We start from the raw sequence: 15382 nt of genomic DNA, 5'->3' as shown, positions 1-15382 counted from the left end.
GGGCCGCCACGAAGCGGGAGCCGTGGTTCTCGTTCTCTTCGGCCGGCGGCTATGCGCCGACGCTCGTCGTGGGGGTGGTGTCCCACTGCGTGTGCAGGCCGGAGACGAAGGTGGTGAATTCGCCGACCATGTCGAAGTCGTCGGGGTCGAGCAGCCATTGCTGCTGGAGTCCGTCGAGGACGGCGACGGTCAGGTGGACGAGGGCGGTGACGGGTGCGTCGGGGTGGATCTCGCCGCGGTGCTGGCCGTCCCGGATGGCGTCGGTGAGCCAGCTCCGGGTGCTGGTGTAGTGGTCGCGCAGCCAGGTATGGGCCGGGTGGCCGGGCTCGGTGGCCTCGGCGGAGAGCCGTACGAACAGGCCGACGAGTTCGGGCCGGTTGGAGTTGCGCGCCACGAGGCCGGTGAGGGCGTCGAAGGCGGCCCAGCCGAGCGGCGGGCGCTCGTCGGAACCGGACAGGAACCGGCCGTCCTCGTTCTCACGGTGTTCCAGCACCGCGGCGAGGAGCGCGGCCTTGCTGGGGAAGTGGTGCAGCAGCCCGGACTGGGACAGTTCGGCTTTTTCGGCGACCAGGGCGATGCTGGTTCCGCGGTAGCCGGCGGTGGAGAAGAGTTCGACGGCGGCCCGGACCGCCTTGGCACGGGATTCGGCGCCGGCCACCTCCACCCTGGACCTCGCACGAGGGGTGCGGTAGCGGGGTGGGAAGGACATACGAGGAGCTCCTCAATGCCAGGCGGTCCGGATTCGGTCAGCGGGGTCCGTACACGGCCAGGGTAATCCGGATGTCACCGAGACCTCGCGCGAGCACCACTTCGCCGCCCTCCAGGGACCGCCAGGCGCGCGCACCGGGGTCCCAGCGCCGCTGGGTGCGGGCGTCGCAGGGGACCTCGATGGTGGCCGTCCGCCCCGGGAGGACCTCGGCTCCCGCCCAGCCGATGAGCCGGACCGGCTCGGCCGGGTCGGCGGGGCGCAGATACGCCTGGACAACCTCCCGGGAGGCATGGGCGCCGATGTTGGTGACCTGTGCCCGCACACTCCGCACGGCGCCGTCCTGGACGGCCAGGTCGGCGTGGTCGTAACGCCAGGCGCCGTAGCCCAGCCCGTGGCCGAACCAGAACCGCGGCCGGGGACCCTGATCCGCGGCCCATCCGCGGTAGCCGAAGGCGGAGCCCTCGGTGTAGGCGAGCGCGCCGTCGGTGGGGGTGGTACCCCAGACCGGTCCGTCGCCGTCCCGGGCGGGGAAGGTGGTGACCAGCCGGCCGGCCGGCTCGATCTCGCCGAGCAGCGCGGCGGCGACCGCGGCACCGGCTTCCTGGCCGGGCAGCCCGGCCCACAGCACCGCGTCGACCCGGTCGAGCCAGGGCATGAGTACCGGCGTCGCCGCGTTGACCACGACCACGGTGCGCTTCGCCGCCGCGGCGACCGCGACGACCAGGGCGTCCTGCTCCCCGGGCAGCGCGAGGGTCGTCTTGTCGAGTCCTTCGGTTTCCTGTTCGTCGGTCAGCCCGACGACCACGACCGCCAGATCGGCGCGTGCGGCGGCGCGGGCCGCCGCGCCGATCGCCGCGGCCGGCGGGGGCGACGCGGGGCGGGCGATCAGGCCGCATCGGCTGTGCTCGGTCAGCCGGGGGCGGCAGGCCGTGAGGACCGCACCGGGTTCGAGGTCGAGGTTCGTTGTCCAGGACGGCGGATTGAGGACGCCCGCCGAGAACGCGGCGGCACCGTCCCGGGCGACGGTGTACCGCTCGGCGCCGGCGCGCACGGTCCATTCGCCCAGGCCCGTCACGCCGACCTGCATGCGCGTCGGCGCGTCCATGCCGATACGGGCCGTCAGCTCGATGGTGTCGGCGCTGTCGAGCCAACTGCCGCGACCGGTGACGAGTTCGGTCACTTCGACGTGCCGGGAGTCCACCACCTCGCCGTAGGCGTCTCGGGCGGTGACCCGCATGCCGGGCCGTCCGGTCTCCGGGTCGCGCAGCAGATCGGGGACCGGCACCGGGCGGTGCCGGACCTCCACTCCGTCGACGACGGACACCTTGTCCGGGCCGAGCGCGGCGGTCAGTCCTTCGGCGACGGACACCACGTGGGGCGGGCGCAGTTTGGCCGAGCCGCCGCCCTGGGCGATGGTCTCGACGGCATGGCGGCCGATCACGACCACGCTTGCGACATCGGCTGCGAGCGGCAGCGCGGCGTCACGGTTGGCCAGCACCGTCATGCCGCCCGCGGCGAGCCGTCGCAACTGCTCGCGGCGGACAGGGCTGTCGGGTGCCGGCAGCACGCGGGACGGGCCGGCGGAGGGGGCGGGGAACCGGCCGACCCTGGCCGCGAGCCGCAGCAGTCGCCGGAGGTGCTCGTCGACGGCGCTCTCCTCGACCTCTCCGGCGCGTACGGCGGCCACCAGACGGTGATCCCAGGGGCCACCGGGTCCGGGCATCACCAGGTCCAGGCCCCCGTTTGCGCTGGCCGTGGTGGACCGGGTCGCGTACCAGTCGGACATCACCACGCCGTCGAAGCCCCACTCGCCCTTGAGGACGCCCTTGATCAGTTCGGCGTGCTCGGTGGAGGCCGTCCCGTTGACCCGGTTGTAGGCGGCCATGACCGACCACGCGCGGGCGTCGGTCACCACCATCTCGAACGGCAGCAGATAGACCTCGCGCAGCGTCCGCTCGTCGATGACCGAGTCGACGGTGGTCCGGTCGGTCTCGGCCTCGTTGGCCAGGAAGTGCTTCGGAGTGGCGGCCACACCGTGCCGCTGGAGCCCGCGGACCACGCCACCCGCCAGCGCCCCGGTCAGCAGCGGGTCCTCACTGAAGGTCTCGAAGAGCCGCCCGCCCAGCGGAGTGCGATGCAGATTGATCGTCGGGCCGAGTACCACGTGTGTGTCATGGGCGGCGGCCTCCTCCGCCAGCAGCTCCCCGACCTGCTCGGCGACGCCCGCGTCCCAGTGCTGGGCCAGCACGGTGGCGTTGGGCAGCAGACAGGACCTGCGGCCGCCGGTGAACTCGGGCCCCCGTACGCCGGTGGGGCCGTCCGACAGCCGCACCTCACCCAGGTCGATCGCGGGCTCGGCGTGCAGCGCGAACATCGCCGCCCCGGTCAGCAGGCGCACCTTGTGCTCGAGGTCGAGCACGTCGATCGCCTTCTCGATCCGCTCCGCCAGGTGACCGAGTTCATCTGAAGTCATGACTTCCTTTCAGCTCGAACGGCTTCGGCTTCAGCTCGAACGGCTTCCGCCTCGGTACGAACGGCTTCCGCTTCGATACGAAGGGTTTCGGCTTCAGTGCGAAGGGCTTCCGCGCTCAACGGACTTTCTTCACCGGGACGATGGCCAGCGCACCCGCCACACACACCACGGCCGCGGTCCCCAGCAGCAGCCCGTAGCTGTGGCCGCCGCCCACTCCGACCAGCACCGCGCCCACGGCCGGCGCGATCGACTGCGGAGCGGCGTTGGCGATGTTGAACACCCCGAGGTCCTTCGCCGCGTCGTCGGGATCGGGCAGTACGTCGATCACCAGCGCCAGGTCCACGCCCATGTAGACGCCGTACCCCAGTCCACACACGATTTCGGCCAGGTAGAACATCCCGACGGTGTCGGCCTGGCTCAGCAGTGCCAGACCGAGTCCGAAGATCAGCGTCGCCGTGAACACGAACACCTTGCGGCGCTGAAGCCGGTCGGAGAGCAGTCCGGTGCTCTGCGCGGCGACGACCAGGGTGATCGTGTAGACCAGGACACCGGTGGCCATCACCGCCGTCGCCCGGCCGACCGACAGCGAGAACTGGTGCTGCAGGTAGAGCAGCCGGAAGGTGGTGAACAGATACGCGGCCGTGACCAGGAGGAACCGCGACGCCCAGACCAGGGCGAAGTCCGGGTACCGGCGGGGGTTCACCCAGAACGTCTGCAGCAGCGTTCTGAGTCCGCCACGGCCCGGCGGGCGCCGCAGCAGCGGACGGTCCGGCAGGACCACCGCGTAGAGCAGCATCAGTCCGACCGCCACCAGACCGGGGACCAGGAACAGCATCAGCAGTTGCCCGCTGAAGTACTTGCCGGCGTAGGCGGCACCCAGAATCGCGCAGTTCTGCACCACGCCCAGCAGCCCGGCGACCTTCCCGCGCTGAAAGGTGGGCACCTGGTCCGCCACCGTCGCCACGTGCGCGGCCAGCGCCGCGTTCGCCGACACCTGTCCGACGAACCACGCCGCCACGAGCACCGCCAGACTCTGCGTCGTCGCGATGACCAGGAGGCACACCGCCAGGCCGACGGCGCCCGCCACCAGCCACGGCCGACGGCGTCCGAACCGGCCGGTCGTGCGGTCGCTGATCCGTCCGAAGACCGGATTCGCGACGAACGCCGCCACCGCCCCCGCGGTGGACACCAGCCCCAGCGCCGCCACCTCGTGCCCCGGCGCCACATCCTGGGCCTTGATCGCCAGGCCGACGAACAACGGGGCCGCCAGGGCGAGGAACAGCCCCAGCTGCGCCAGGGCCATGGTCGTCACCAGCCACCTGCCGGCCGGGCGTACAGGCGGGCTCGTCATCTCCATGTCCGAGACGCTCGCCCCTGATCCCACCACTGCCATCCCAGCCTCCTCGTTGCGATCCGCTCGCCGTCAGGTGCTTCGGTCGACATGGTGGCCGAGAACAGATCCCGTGTACAGACCGAGTACACGGTCTGTATATGAAATCGTTATGTGCCGCTCCGGAATGCGCACGACTGCGTCATTTGCAGGGCTGTGTCGGCTCTACCGCCTCATGCGTCGAGGCTGTCGAGGCCGCCGAGGCCGTCGAGCAGCATGGCGAGCCCTCCCAGGAACTCCTGGTCGGCGCCGACGTTCCGGGCGTGCCGGGCGGTCTCGGACATGAGCGGGAACTCGCCTGACGGCAGCTCGGTGATGGCCGCCGTCCCCGAACCGGACAGGGGCCCGAGGTCCTCCAGCTGAATCGCTCCGATGACGTAACTGATCAGGCCGCGCAGAGCGATGACCCGCCGCTCGCCCTCGACACCTGCCTCGGTGAGGACTGTGAGCACGGCCTCCGACCAGCGCAGCACCCCGAGGGAGCGGTGGCGGTGAGTGATGGTGAGGGGGACGACCGCCGGATGGGCGCTCACGGCGTCCCGCAGGCGCCGCGCCATGGCCTCGATCCGCTCGCGCCATGACGCGTCGGGATCCGGCGGCTCGGTGTCCACGGCGCCCAGTACGAGTTCGACGACGAGCCTTTCGAGCTCCTCACGGTCGTGCACGTACCGGTAGAGCCCCATGGTGCTCATGCCGAGCTCCTGGGCGACGGCACGCATCGACAGCCCGGCGAGCCCGTCGCGGTCGATGACGGCGAGAGCGGCCGAGGCCGGCTGATCGGAGGTGAGGGAACGCGGCCGTGGCATGACGGTTGACAGCGTACGGCATACGCCTACGCTGGTAGGCGTATGCCGTACGCTTACCGAAGGGAACGCTCATGCGCATGTCCCGCAGGCCGGTGGAGCCCGGTTCCACCGTGAACGAGCGCGGTCTCACCGCCGTCTCCGGCGACCAGGTCGCCCTTCCCGACCCTGACCGGCTGATCCACCTCCAGTTCCGGCGGTTCGCCGGCTGCCCGGTGTGCAACCTGCACCTGCGGTCGGTGATACGGCGGCACCGGGAGATAGAGGCCGCCGGTGTACGGGAGGTCGTGGTCTTCCACTCACCCGCCGAGGAGCTGGTGCGCCACACCACTGATCTCCCGTTCGCCGTCGTGGCCGACCCGGCCAGGCGGCTGTACGCGGAGTTCGGCGTGGAACGGTCGCCTCGCGCCCTGCTCAGCCCGCGAGCCTGGGGACCGATCGTCCGAGCGGTCCTGAGCGGCGCGTGGAAGGTCGTACGAGGGCAGGAGCACCTGCCGTCGGCCGACCCGCACGGTGGCCGGCTCGGCCTTCCCGCCGACTTCCTCATCGCGCAGGACGGCCGCGTCCTCGCTGCCAAGTACGGGGAGCACGTCTACGACCAGTGGTCGGTCGACGAACTGCTGGAACTGGCCGCCCACGCCGTGCGTAAGCCCGGTACGCATGGGGTGGGTCGGTGACGGGCGGCGGGGTTACGTCCGAGGCGGTGCGGTTCAGTGGTCGTCGCGGATGGTGGTCGCGATGCCGTTGCTGATCACGACCTCGGCGCTGAAGCCCTTCTTGGCGGCCGTCTCCAGTTCGGCCTCGGTGCACTGCATCTCGCCGTCTTCACCCGAGCAGATGTCGTCGTATCCCAGGATCGTGGTGTCCTCGGCGACAAGGAACTGCTGCTCGGTGCCCTTCATGTCGGAGACCGTGTACTTGCCCGGCGCCAGGTAGGAGACGTTGCCGAACCAGGTTCCGTTGACACCCTTGCCCTCGTTGATGCCCTCGACGGCGGTCTCGCGGGAGTCGGAGCCGGAGTCGGACGACGAGTCGGAGTCGGAGTCGGAGTCGGAGCCGGACGACGAGCCGGACCCCGACCCGGACCCGGAGTCCTGCTGGGCGGCACGCCGCTCGGTCACCAGGCTCGCGATGCCGTTCTTCATCTCCACGTCGGCGTTCACGGCACCCTTCTTGGTGGCCGCCTCCAGCTGGTCCAGCGTGCAGGGCGCGTCCACCTTGGACCCCGCGTCGCCGCATATCGTGCCGACGCCGTAGACCTCGGTGTCGTCGGCGACCCAGAACTGCTGGTCGTCCCTGCCCGGTGCGGACACGATGTACTTGCCCGGGGCGAGATAGGTGACCTCGCCGTTCTTGAAATAACCGCTGACACCCTTCGAGTTCTTGGAGTCGGACACCTTCTCCGCGACCACCGGGGCGCCTGTTCCGCTCTTGTCGGAGGAACCGGACGAGCTGTCGTCGGTGCCGTTCTGGCACGCCGTCATCAGCAGCCCGGCGGTGATCGCGGCGGTGGCGACGACGGCCTTGCGCAGGTGGCGGTTCATCACGGGAGGTTCCTTCCGAGGCGGGGGTACTGGGGAGCCGGCGGCGTTCTCCGCCGGTTTCCCGCTCTGTGCTGACTATGAGGAGTCCCAGAGCCCGCAGGTCACCCCAGTCTTCCCTTCAGGACACCGCCGTGGCACAGCCGTGACACAGCAACACATCGGCTGTGGACGGCGGTTCATCGACGCACCACTCGCCGTCCCAGCCCCGTATGTCCACTGCGGACACCCCCGTGCGGACACCCCCTGCGGACATACCTGACCACCCCTTGGTCGCCGCCCGTCGCCGTCAGGTTGCCGCCTGTTTTTCCTCACAGGCGAAGCACAATTTCCTACACCTTGAATTGAAGTGATGTGCGTCACGCCGGAATTGCGCTCGATGGTGCCGATTGACTGATTACCGATGGTAATAACTGCGTTGCTTTAGGGGCTGATCGGGACCTTTCCACCATGAGCGGGTCATTCGCCGGACCCTTCGGCGTGATGGTCGCGGTTGCAAAAAAGGCGCCTTTGGCCTGGTGGCAAGTGTGTGTGGGCGGCCGAGAGGGTGTGAAGAAGGCCGGATGTGCGGACTCTCGTGGTCCGGGGAAAACCTGGTGTGAACGCCCGTAAGTGGCACGGGTGTTCGTTGCCCGGCGCGCCGCCCGCTCCACATAATGACCGGGCTCCGCAGGGCCAAGACCGGCGAATGGGCCGTGGGGAACCATTTGCTGGCGGTAACCGGACCACTGAAAGAGGCCACGTATGACCAGGCATCGCCAGAAACCGAGACGCCGGAAAATAGCCGGCGCGGCAGCCGCCGTGGTGGTCGTGGGCGCCGTGGGTATTCCTTCGATCGCCCAGGCGAGCGGCAGCACGCTGGGAGGCTGGCGCATCGTCTCGTTCCCCTGGGGAGGATGGGGCAAGCCGGATCCAGTGGCCGACCCGACGCCCTCGCGGTCACCTGTCGCCTCCACAACCGCGTCCCCGACCGCCTCCGCCTCCGCCTCGGGCACTCCTGCCTCTGCCACTACCGCTCCGTCCGCCACCCCGAGCGCGTCACCCTCGGCGTCCAGTAGCCCGACGGCCACGCCCGCCGCCGACGCGGCCGACGAGTCCACCCCGCCGTCGAGCCCCTCGCCGACCGCGAGCCCCAGCAGCACCCCCAGCGCCTCCGACGGCAGTGCGGATTCCGGTCCCACGGATCGTGTGCTGGTTCTGGTCAACGCCGAACGTGAAAAGGCCGGTTGCGCGCCGCTGACCGAGAACGCCAAGCTCACCAAGGCCGCTCAGGACCACAGTCAGGACATGGCCGATCACGAGAACATGTCCCACACCGGTTCCGACGGTTCGTCCATGAGTGACCGGCTCTCCCGCGTCGGGTACAAGTTCAGGTCGGCGGGCGAGAACGTCGCCGCCGGGTACAACACTCCCGAGAGCGTCATGGACGGCTGGATGAACAGCTCCGGTCACAGGGCCAACATCCTCAACTGTGGCTTCAAGGAGATCGGTATCGGCCTGGCGCAGCCGGGTTACTACTGGACCCAGGACTTCGGGTCGGCCGCGTAGCCCCGCCCGCGCCAGCGCCCGTGCACTCAGCGGATGCCGTTGAGACCGTCCGCCCATCCCTGGCCGGGCGCGATACCGAAATCCTCTGCTCGGTAAGAGAGGCGCCCTGTTAGGTGAGAAATCAAGATCAGGCCGCTGTGCGTAGCGGACCTCCGTGTCATGATTCGCGCCTTGATGTTCGAGCAGAGATCGGGCTGCCATGCCTTCCCACAGACGCCGCTTCCTCGCTGTCCCGGCAGCCCTCACAGCGCTCGCCGTAGCCCAGGCCATCACCCCTGTCACGGCCGTCGCCGTGCCTGCGACCGACGTGTCGACCACGCTGGCCGCGCGGACGACGTCCGCGCCCGCCGCGGACGAGATATCCGGTTCCGGTCAGGCGGTCGTCTGGCGGCAGAAGACCGCCGCCGACACGCTGGCGCACGGCTGGCTCGCCGTCTCCGGAGGCACCCCCCAGGACCTTGGCCGGCTTGCGGACACCGACGAAGGGGTGAACGTCGACGCGGTGTCCGTGCAGGACGGGGTGGCGGCCGCCGCCACCTCCGCCAACCCGAACGGTGACCTCGCCGACCATGTCACTCTGCGCCACCTCGACTCCGGTGACGAGGACGTTCTCCCGATCGCCTACGACAGTTCGGGAGCCGCGGGGGACGAGCGTTACCGCGGGCAGGCCGGCAACGCCATCCTCGTCCAGCAGAGCTACGACGACGACAGTTCCGCCCACCGGGTGCGCCTGTTGCTGCGCGCACCCGGCAGCGAAGACCGCACACTGCTGTCCGATGACGAGCAGTACGAGATCCTCGCCTCGGACGCACATGGCGCCCTGGTGCTCCGGCGGACCGCGCCCGGCTGGGGCCACGAGATCGTGTACGTCGACTTCGCCACCGGCAGCACGGTCACCGTGGCCGAGCCCACGACCGACGAGCTGCCGCAGGGCCTGGAGTTCACCCCCAGCCGTGTCGGGGTCATCGACGGCGCGACCCTGACACAGTGGCAGCGGTCGGCGCCCGGGGACGGCTCGTCCACCGTCACCCTGCCCGTCAGCGGGGCGCACTGGATCAGCGATGACACGCTCGCCTGGTACCAGTTCGACTCGTCGGACGGAGTGTCCGAGCTGTTCGCGATGGCCAGGGACGGCTCCACCGCGGCGAAAGACCTCGGCGGAACCTTCACCGACCTCTCGGTCGGCGACGACGGCAAGATGCGCGTGACGCTCTACCGGCCCGATGCGGACGCCGCGATCCAGACTCTCGCCGACGGCCGGGTGTCCACCGCCACCGGTGACGCCACCACGATCCCCGCCGGCCCCGCCAGGCTGGACGCCCTGGCCCTGTCCCATGGCGCGCTCTACACGGCCGACGACTCCTCCCGTCAGCAGGGCGTCCTGCTCCGCTCGAACCTGTCGGCCGGCCCGGCCGGGGCCTCGGCGAGCACGCCGTCCCGGGTCCTGGACTACTCCGACGGCCTGGTCCACCAGACCCTGGCCGCCGCCGGCGGACGCGTCCTGGTCGGGCAGGGCGGTCCCCCCGCGCTGGCCCACCTCCAGGTATACGAGGACGGCAAGCTGGTCGGCACACAGCTGGACTTCTACGACCTCTCGGACGTGAACGTCGTGGACTTCGACGGTGCGCACGTCCTGCTGGCGGACAAGACGACCGCGTCCGACGGCACTCTCCTCCTCGACGCCTTCGCCAACGACGCCAGGCAGAGGGTGCCCGCCGGCTCCGCGCTGGACGGCGGCGCCGTGTACTCCTCGGTGCGGAACGGCACCACGTCCACCTGGGCGATCCGCCGGACCGACCTGACCACCGGCACCGCCACCACCGTCGCCACCGTGAGCTGCCTTCCCGGTGGCCTCCAGGTGCGCGGCTCCCGGATCCTGCTGACCACCTGCGGGGCCGCCTCCACCACCGGCCTGCTGCTCAAGGCGGGGAGCTCGACCGGCACCGCCGTGGACGCCTCCGTACACACGCCGATCCTCGGCACGGACATCCTCTACACCTTCACCAAGTCCTCGGACGGCGGCGCCGTCACGCTGAACGCCCAGCCGCTGGGCGGGACGGCCACCGCGGCGCAGCCCCTGTTCGCCCTCCCCGAGAAGGCCAACTCCGCCGCCGCCGACCGGTGGGCGGTCGACCGTGACGCGCCCTGGGCGGCCTGGATGGACGCCGCCGGCGTCACCCACGTGACCTGGGCAGGCGTTCCCACCGCCGCCTCGGCCGCCGCTCCGGCCGGCTTCAGCCCCAACGGCGACGGATCGGCCGACACCTGGACCCCCACCTGGGCCTACAACCGGCCGGTGAGCTGGACGCTCACCCTCAAGTCCGGCTCCACGCAGGTGCGTTCCCTGACCGGTACGGCCTCCAACGGCAAGGTCGCACCGGTGTGGAACGGAAGGACGCAAACGGGCGGAGCAGCCGCCGAGGGCGCATACACCTGGACGCTGACCGTGCGCGACACCGTCACCGGCCGCGCGGCAGCCGACGTCAGCGGCAAGGTGACCCTGCGCCGGGTGGTCCCTGCCGCCTCCGTCACCGCGCCGACCGTCGCGAGCAGCGCGGCGACCACCGCGTCCGTGCCGGTCACCTGGTCGGCGAAGACCGCAGGTGTGAAGTCGTACGACATCGGCTGGCGCGTCGCCACCCGTAACAGCGCGGGCGTCTGGAAGCTCGGGTCACTCCAGACCTGGCGCACCGGCACCACGGCCACCTCCGCGGTCTTCGGCAAAGCGGGCAGCCCCGTGAAGCCGGTGTCCGGACTCACCTACCGGTTCTACGTCCGCGCTCACGACGACGCCGGCCAGACCGGCCCCTGGAGCAAGGCGGCAACCACCGGTATCCCGGTCGACGACCGTGCGGCCGCACTGCACTACACGGGCACCTGGAAGTCGGTGGCGGCATCCTCCGCCTGGTCCGGCACTGAACGTACCTCCGCCGCCAAGGGTGCGTACGTTGCCTTCTCGGCGGACGGCACCCAACTGCGCATAGTGGCGACCCGGAAGTCGAACGGCGGGCGCTTCGCGGTCGTGGTGGACGGAAAAACGGTCGGCATGGTGAACACCTACGCCGCGAAGACCGCCTACCGGCAAGTGGTGTTCACCCGCACACTCGGCACCACGATCACCACCCACAAGGTGCAGCTGCGGGTCCTCTCCGGCAGCACACCCCAAAGATCCACCGTCATCCTGGACGCCGTCATGGTCACCCGCTGAGCGGACCCGCCCGGCCGTGAGACCGCCACGACAACGGCCGTCTCACGGCCCCACAGAACGGCGGGCACACGGTGTACGCGACGCGCGGGAAGTGCCCGATGCTGTCTCCAGCAGCCGGCCATGCCGGCGCGCCGGACGTGTCGAAGGATGTTGACGGAGCCTGCGGGCGACGGCATGACGACCGGCTGCGTGGCCTACGCCAAACCTCCCGCGACCGTCCCCAGCACGGTCTCCCCACGGAGGCAAAGAGACCAGCGTCTCAGGTCGTTTTCGCAGCCCGATCGCCTCGGGCGAGGTTGCTGGATCAGCCCAACCCAAGGGTTGTCCCGTAACCACTGGTCAGGGTTGGATGATCTTGCCATCGCTGGTGTGGCAACGGCGTCCGAGCCAACCTGCATTGCTCGCCGTCACGACAGCTTGGGTTGATAACCTGTAGCGATGAACGAGGCGTTGGACGAGGGTCCGTTCTTTCACGGTACAAAGGCCGAGCTGCAGGTTGGAGATCACCTCACCGCCGGTTTCCGTTCCAACTACCGGCCTGAAATCGTCATGAACCACATCTACTTCACCGCGTTGCGCGACGGCGCGGGACTCGCCGCCGAACTCGCCGCCGGCGACGGGGCCCCGCGAGTGTATGCCGTCGAACCGACCGGGGAGTTCGAGAACGATCCCAACGTCACCGACAAGAAGTTCCCTGGCAATCCCACCCGCTCCTTTCGCAGCAGGGAACCGCTCCGGATTGTTGGCGAGGTCACCGACTGGACGCGACAGACACCCGAAGCTCTCCAGATGTGGCGAGACCGCCTGGCCGCAATCCGTCTGGATGACCGCGCCGAAATCATCAACTAAGGGTTGTTCCGTAATTCCCGGCGGATGGGCGAGCGGGGTCGCATGCCGTCATTCGCGAGGCGCCGAGATATTCGCACAGTGGATGTAGCCGGATGCATCCGGATGTTTCACGAATGCGGCGAGCGGTCCGGTGCCGCCTTCCTGATGAAGGGGAGGGGGTGCGTCCGCACCACTCCCCTTACCGAGCAGGGTCTACCAGGTGTAGAGGGCCCACGCGTTGTCCTTGGTCTGGGCACATCGGAAGCCCGTGATCTTCCCCTGCTGAGCCCAGGTGTTGCCCGCGGTCTGACAGGCGACGGCGCTGCTGAAGAGGCGAGGCGTGGCGGTGGCGGCGGAGGCCGAACCGGCTCCCAGTGCCAGAGACGAAGCGGCGATGGCGCCTGCAGCGGAAATAGTCAGAACGCGACGTATGTTCTTCAATTTTTCTCCCCATTGGGTAGGACAGCGGGCGGTTTGACGCCACCGCAAAGCCGTGAGGATCACGACACCACTGTCGTGCTGTGGAGACGGCGACCATCGCAGAACGGTTGCTTCGATATCGCCTCGCTCTGTGCCCGGGTTTGCCCACGCTTGCCTGGACGGTAATGACGACCTGATGGAAGAAGCAGATTTTGCCCAATACATCGATATGGCCGTCATAGCACTCCTCGAACATCCAGATGCTCCAACGGCGCATCGATGACACGCGTGCGCGCCCCGCTAGCTGGTCTAGACAACAAACAACCCCCGGGTCCATGACCTGGGGGTTCATATTGGAGCGGGTGACGAGAATCGAACTCGCGCTCTCAGCTTGGGAAGCTGATGTTCTACCATTAAACTACACCCGCGTGAGACGCCGACCGAGGTCGGTGTTTGATCGCCCCGTTACTCTACAACATCCTGGACCTCCGGCGCTGATGCCCTGGGGTCCAGGTGTGTTTCAGGGGGTGGGATCGGTGTGCGGGGGGCCGGAGTTGGAGGATACGGTGGGGGTGTGGAAGAGGGGTCGGGCGGGGTCGGAGTGCCGCCTGGAGGGTCGTCCCGTTCGTCCCGTAATGTGGCTTTCGATGTCCGGTGGGCAGTAGCCGGACGGGGCTCTTGGGGAAGGGACTCATGGACTTGATGGAGCGCACCGTCGTCCGTTGTGCCGATGGGCACGTGTTCAGTACCGCTTCGTTCCCGATGCAGCAGGCCGAGCGGCTCGGCCCCGGGCGGCTCGTCCGGTGTCCTCGGTGTGCCCGGCTCCGCAGCGCGGTGCCGGTGCCTGTGGCGCTCGAGAAGCGGTGAACGGCTGGCGCGCGGGGTCGTCCTGATGGTGGGGGCTCCGCGCGTCTTGCGTATCCTCGGGGCGTGCTTCTCTCAGACAAGGACCTCCGGGCCGAGATCGACGCCGGGCGGGTACGGATCGATCCCTACGACGAATCCATGGTGCAGCCTTCGAGCGTCGACGTGCGGCTGGACCGCTTCTTCCGGGTGTTCGAGAATCACCGGTACCCCCACATCGATCCGTCCGTCGAGCAGGCGGATCTGACGCGGCTCGTGGAGCCGGAGGGGGACGAGCCGTTCATCCTGCACCCCGGGGAGTTCGTTCTCGCCTCGACGTACGAGGTCATCACGCTGCCCGACGATCTCGCCTCGCGGCTGGAGGGGAAGTCCTCGCTGGGGCGGCTCGGGCTGGTCACTCACTCCACCGCCGGGTTCATCGACCCCGGCTTCTCCGGGCATGTGACTCTTGAGCTGTCCAATGTCGCCACCCTGCCGATCAAGCTCTGGCCCGGCATGAAGATCGGACAGTTGTGTATGTTCCGGCTCAGCTCGCCGGCCGAGCACCCGTACGGCAGTGAGCGGTACGGGTCGCGGTACCAGGGGCAGCGCGGGCCCACCGCCTCCCGGTCCTTCCGTAACTTCCATCGGACCCAGGTGTGAGGACGACGGCACGATGAGCGGCGCACGGGAGAACCTGACCTACGAGCGGTTCGGGGTCGCGGTGCGTGAGCTGGCTCAGGCCGTAGCCGATGACGGGTACGTGCCTGATGTCGTCCTGAGCATCGCCCGTGGGGGCGTGTTCGTGGCCGGCGGGCTCGCCTATGCCCTCGACTGCAAGAACGTTCACCTCGTGAATGTGGAGTTCTACACCGGCGTGGGGACCACCCTCGAGATGCCGGTCATGCTCGCTCCCGTGCCGAACCTCGTCGACTTCTCCGACAAGAAGGTCCTCATCGCCGACGACGTCGCCGACACCGGCAAGACGCTGAAGCTGGTGCGGGAGTTCTGTCTCGACGCCGTGGCGGAGGTGCGGTCCGCCGTCATCTACGAGAAGTCGCAGTCGCTCGTGAAGTGCGAGTACGTGTGGAAGCGGACCGACGACTGGATCAACTTCCCGTGGAGCGTGCAGCCGGTGGTGCGGCCGGCGGGGGAGCCGGTGACTCCGTCCAAAGAGGCGCTTGGGTGATCCCCCTCCCCGCGGAGGGGGTCAGTTCCGGTCGTGGGTGCCCGTGGACCATACGGCCGTGCCCTGGTCGAGGATCGTGACGTTCGCGTCGGCCTGGAGGCAGAGAATCGCGCCGTCGTGGCCGGCCGTGCCGCTGTTCCAGACGGGCCGGCCGGACCTGTCGTGGACGACCAGGTTGCCGTCCCCCTGCATCAGGGCCCGGTAGCCGGTGCCTGCCGTGCCGGCCGACCAGCGGGCCCGGCCGTGCTCGTCGTAGAGGACGAAGTCGCCGTTCGGCCGCATGGTGAGCGTGATGCGGTTCGTTTTCCAGGACTGGCCCGGGAGCAGTTGCTCGTCCCGGCGGACGACCAGTGTCGACCAGTCGGGGGTGGGGACGGGGGAGGGGGTGCTCGTGGTGGTCCCGGGGGTGGGGGAGGGGCTGCCACTGGGG

12 protein-coding genes, 1 tRNA gene and 1 pseudogene are annotated in these 15382 nt (G+C 69.3%); 6 read left to right on the top strand and 8 right to left on the bottom strand.

Annotation, left to right across the window (positions count from 1 at the left end; genetic code table 11):
* Positions 1-49: 49 nt before the first annotated feature.
* From ACFPIH_RS52000 to ACFPIH_RS51985, 4 genes are all read right to left on the bottom strand, one after another.
* Positions 50-709, bottom strand: a complete 660-nt coding sequence (locus ACFPIH_RS52000) for a TetR/AcrR family transcriptional regulator (RefSeq protein ID WP_381186679.1) — start codon at positions 707-709, stop codon at positions 50-52.
* 37 nt (positions 710-746) lie between these two features.
* The gene (locus ACFPIH_RS51995; RefSeq protein ID WP_381186676.1) at positions 747-3182 is read right to left on the bottom strand and encodes a glycoside hydrolase family 3 C-terminal domain-containing protein; all 2436 of its coding nucleotides are present in this window, start codon (positions 3180-3182) and stop codon (positions 747-749) included.
* 115 nt (positions 3183-3297) lie between these two features.
* Positions 3298-4539, bottom strand: a complete 1242-nt coding sequence (locus tag ACFPIH_RS51990) for an MFS transporter (protein WP_381186673.1) — start codon at positions 4537-4539, stop codon at positions 3298-3300.
* 206 nt (positions 4540-4745) lie between these two features.
* Positions 4746-5378, bottom strand: coding sequence for a TetR/AcrR family transcriptional regulator (locus ACFPIH_RS51985; protein ID WP_381186670.1), 633 nt, complete (start codon positions 5376-5378; stop codon positions 4746-4748).
* Between the two features lie 71 nt (positions 5379-5449).
* Here ACFPIH_RS51985 and ACFPIH_RS51980 point away from each other — a divergent pair, with 71 nt between their 5' ends.
* On the top strand, positions 5450-6052 hold the full coding sequence (locus tag ACFPIH_RS51980) for a peroxiredoxin-like family protein (RefSeq protein ID WP_381186668.1): 603 nt from the start codon (positions 5450-5452) through the stop codon (positions 6050-6052).
* A gap of 33 nt (positions 6053-6085) precedes the next feature.
* Here the strand turns inward: ACFPIH_RS51980 and ACFPIH_RS51975 are convergent, their stop codons facing one another.
* The gene (locus ACFPIH_RS51975) at positions 6086-6919 is read right to left on the bottom strand and encodes a hypothetical protein (RefSeq protein ID WP_381186781.1); all 834 of its coding nucleotides are present in this window, start codon (positions 6917-6919) and stop codon (positions 6086-6088) included.
* Positions 6920-7660: 741 nt separating this feature from the next.
* Here ACFPIH_RS51975 and ACFPIH_RS51970 point away from each other — a divergent pair.
* The 3 genes from ACFPIH_RS51970 (at position 7661) to arr (ending at position 12521) form a co-directional block, all read left to right on the top strand.
* Positions 7661-8464, top strand: a complete 804-nt coding sequence (locus tag ACFPIH_RS51970) for a CAP domain-containing protein (RefSeq protein WP_381186666.1) — start codon at positions 7661-7663, stop codon at positions 8462-8464.
* A gap of 199 nt (positions 8465-8663) precedes the next feature.
* Positions 8664-11672 (top strand): hypothetical protein, encoded by a 3009-nt coding sequence (locus ACFPIH_RS51965; RefSeq protein ID WP_381186664.1) that lies wholly within the window; start codon positions 8664-8666, stop codon positions 11670-11672.
* 438 nt (positions 11673-12110) lie between these two features.
* The gene (gene arr / locus ACFPIH_RS51960) at positions 12111-12521 is read left to right on the top strand and encodes an NAD(+)--rifampin ADP-ribosyltransferase (protein WP_381186662.1); all 411 of its coding nucleotides are present in this window, start codon (positions 12111-12113) and stop codon (positions 12519-12521) included.
* Positions 12522-12713: 192 nt separating this feature from the next.
* On the opposite strand, the gene ACFPIH_RS51955 is transcribed toward arr, so the two are convergent.
* A complete protein-coding gene (locus ACFPIH_RS51955) occupies positions 12714-12941 on the bottom strand; it encodes a hypothetical protein (RefSeq protein WP_381186659.1) in 228 nt (75 codons plus the stop codon).
* 333 nt (positions 12942-13274) lie between these two features.
* Positions 13275-13348 (bottom strand) — tRNA-Gly (locus ACFPIH_RS51950).
* Between the two features lie 502 nt (positions 13349-13850).
* On the opposite strand from ACFPIH_RS51950, the gene dcd reads away from it, so the two are divergent.
* A complete protein-coding gene (dcd, locus tag ACFPIH_RS51945) occupies positions 13851-14426 on the top strand; it encodes a dCTP deaminase (protein WP_381186656.1) in 576 nt (191 codons plus the stop codon).
* 13 nt (positions 14427-14439) lie between these two features.
* Positions 14440-14952, top strand: coding sequence for a phosphoribosyltransferase (locus tag ACFPIH_RS51940; RefSeq protein WP_381186654.1), 513 nt, complete (start codon positions 14440-14442; stop codon positions 14950-14952).
* A 21-nt stretch (positions 14953-14973) separates the two neighbouring features.
* Here ACFPIH_RS51940 and ACFPIH_RS51935 read toward each other — a convergent pair.
* Positions 14974-15382: pseudogene (locus tag ACFPIH_RS51935) on the bottom strand (mannose-binding protein); the annotation flags it as partial.

Origin of the sequence: Streptomyces vulcanius, assembly GCF_042653945.1 — a bacterium.
Classification (GTDB): Bacteria; Actinomycetota; Actinomycetes; order Streptomycetales; family Streptomycetaceae; genus Streptomyces; species Streptomyces mangrovi.
Note: the sequence above shows the minus strand (reverse complement) of the source record. Positions and strands in the feature narration are given on the sequence as shown.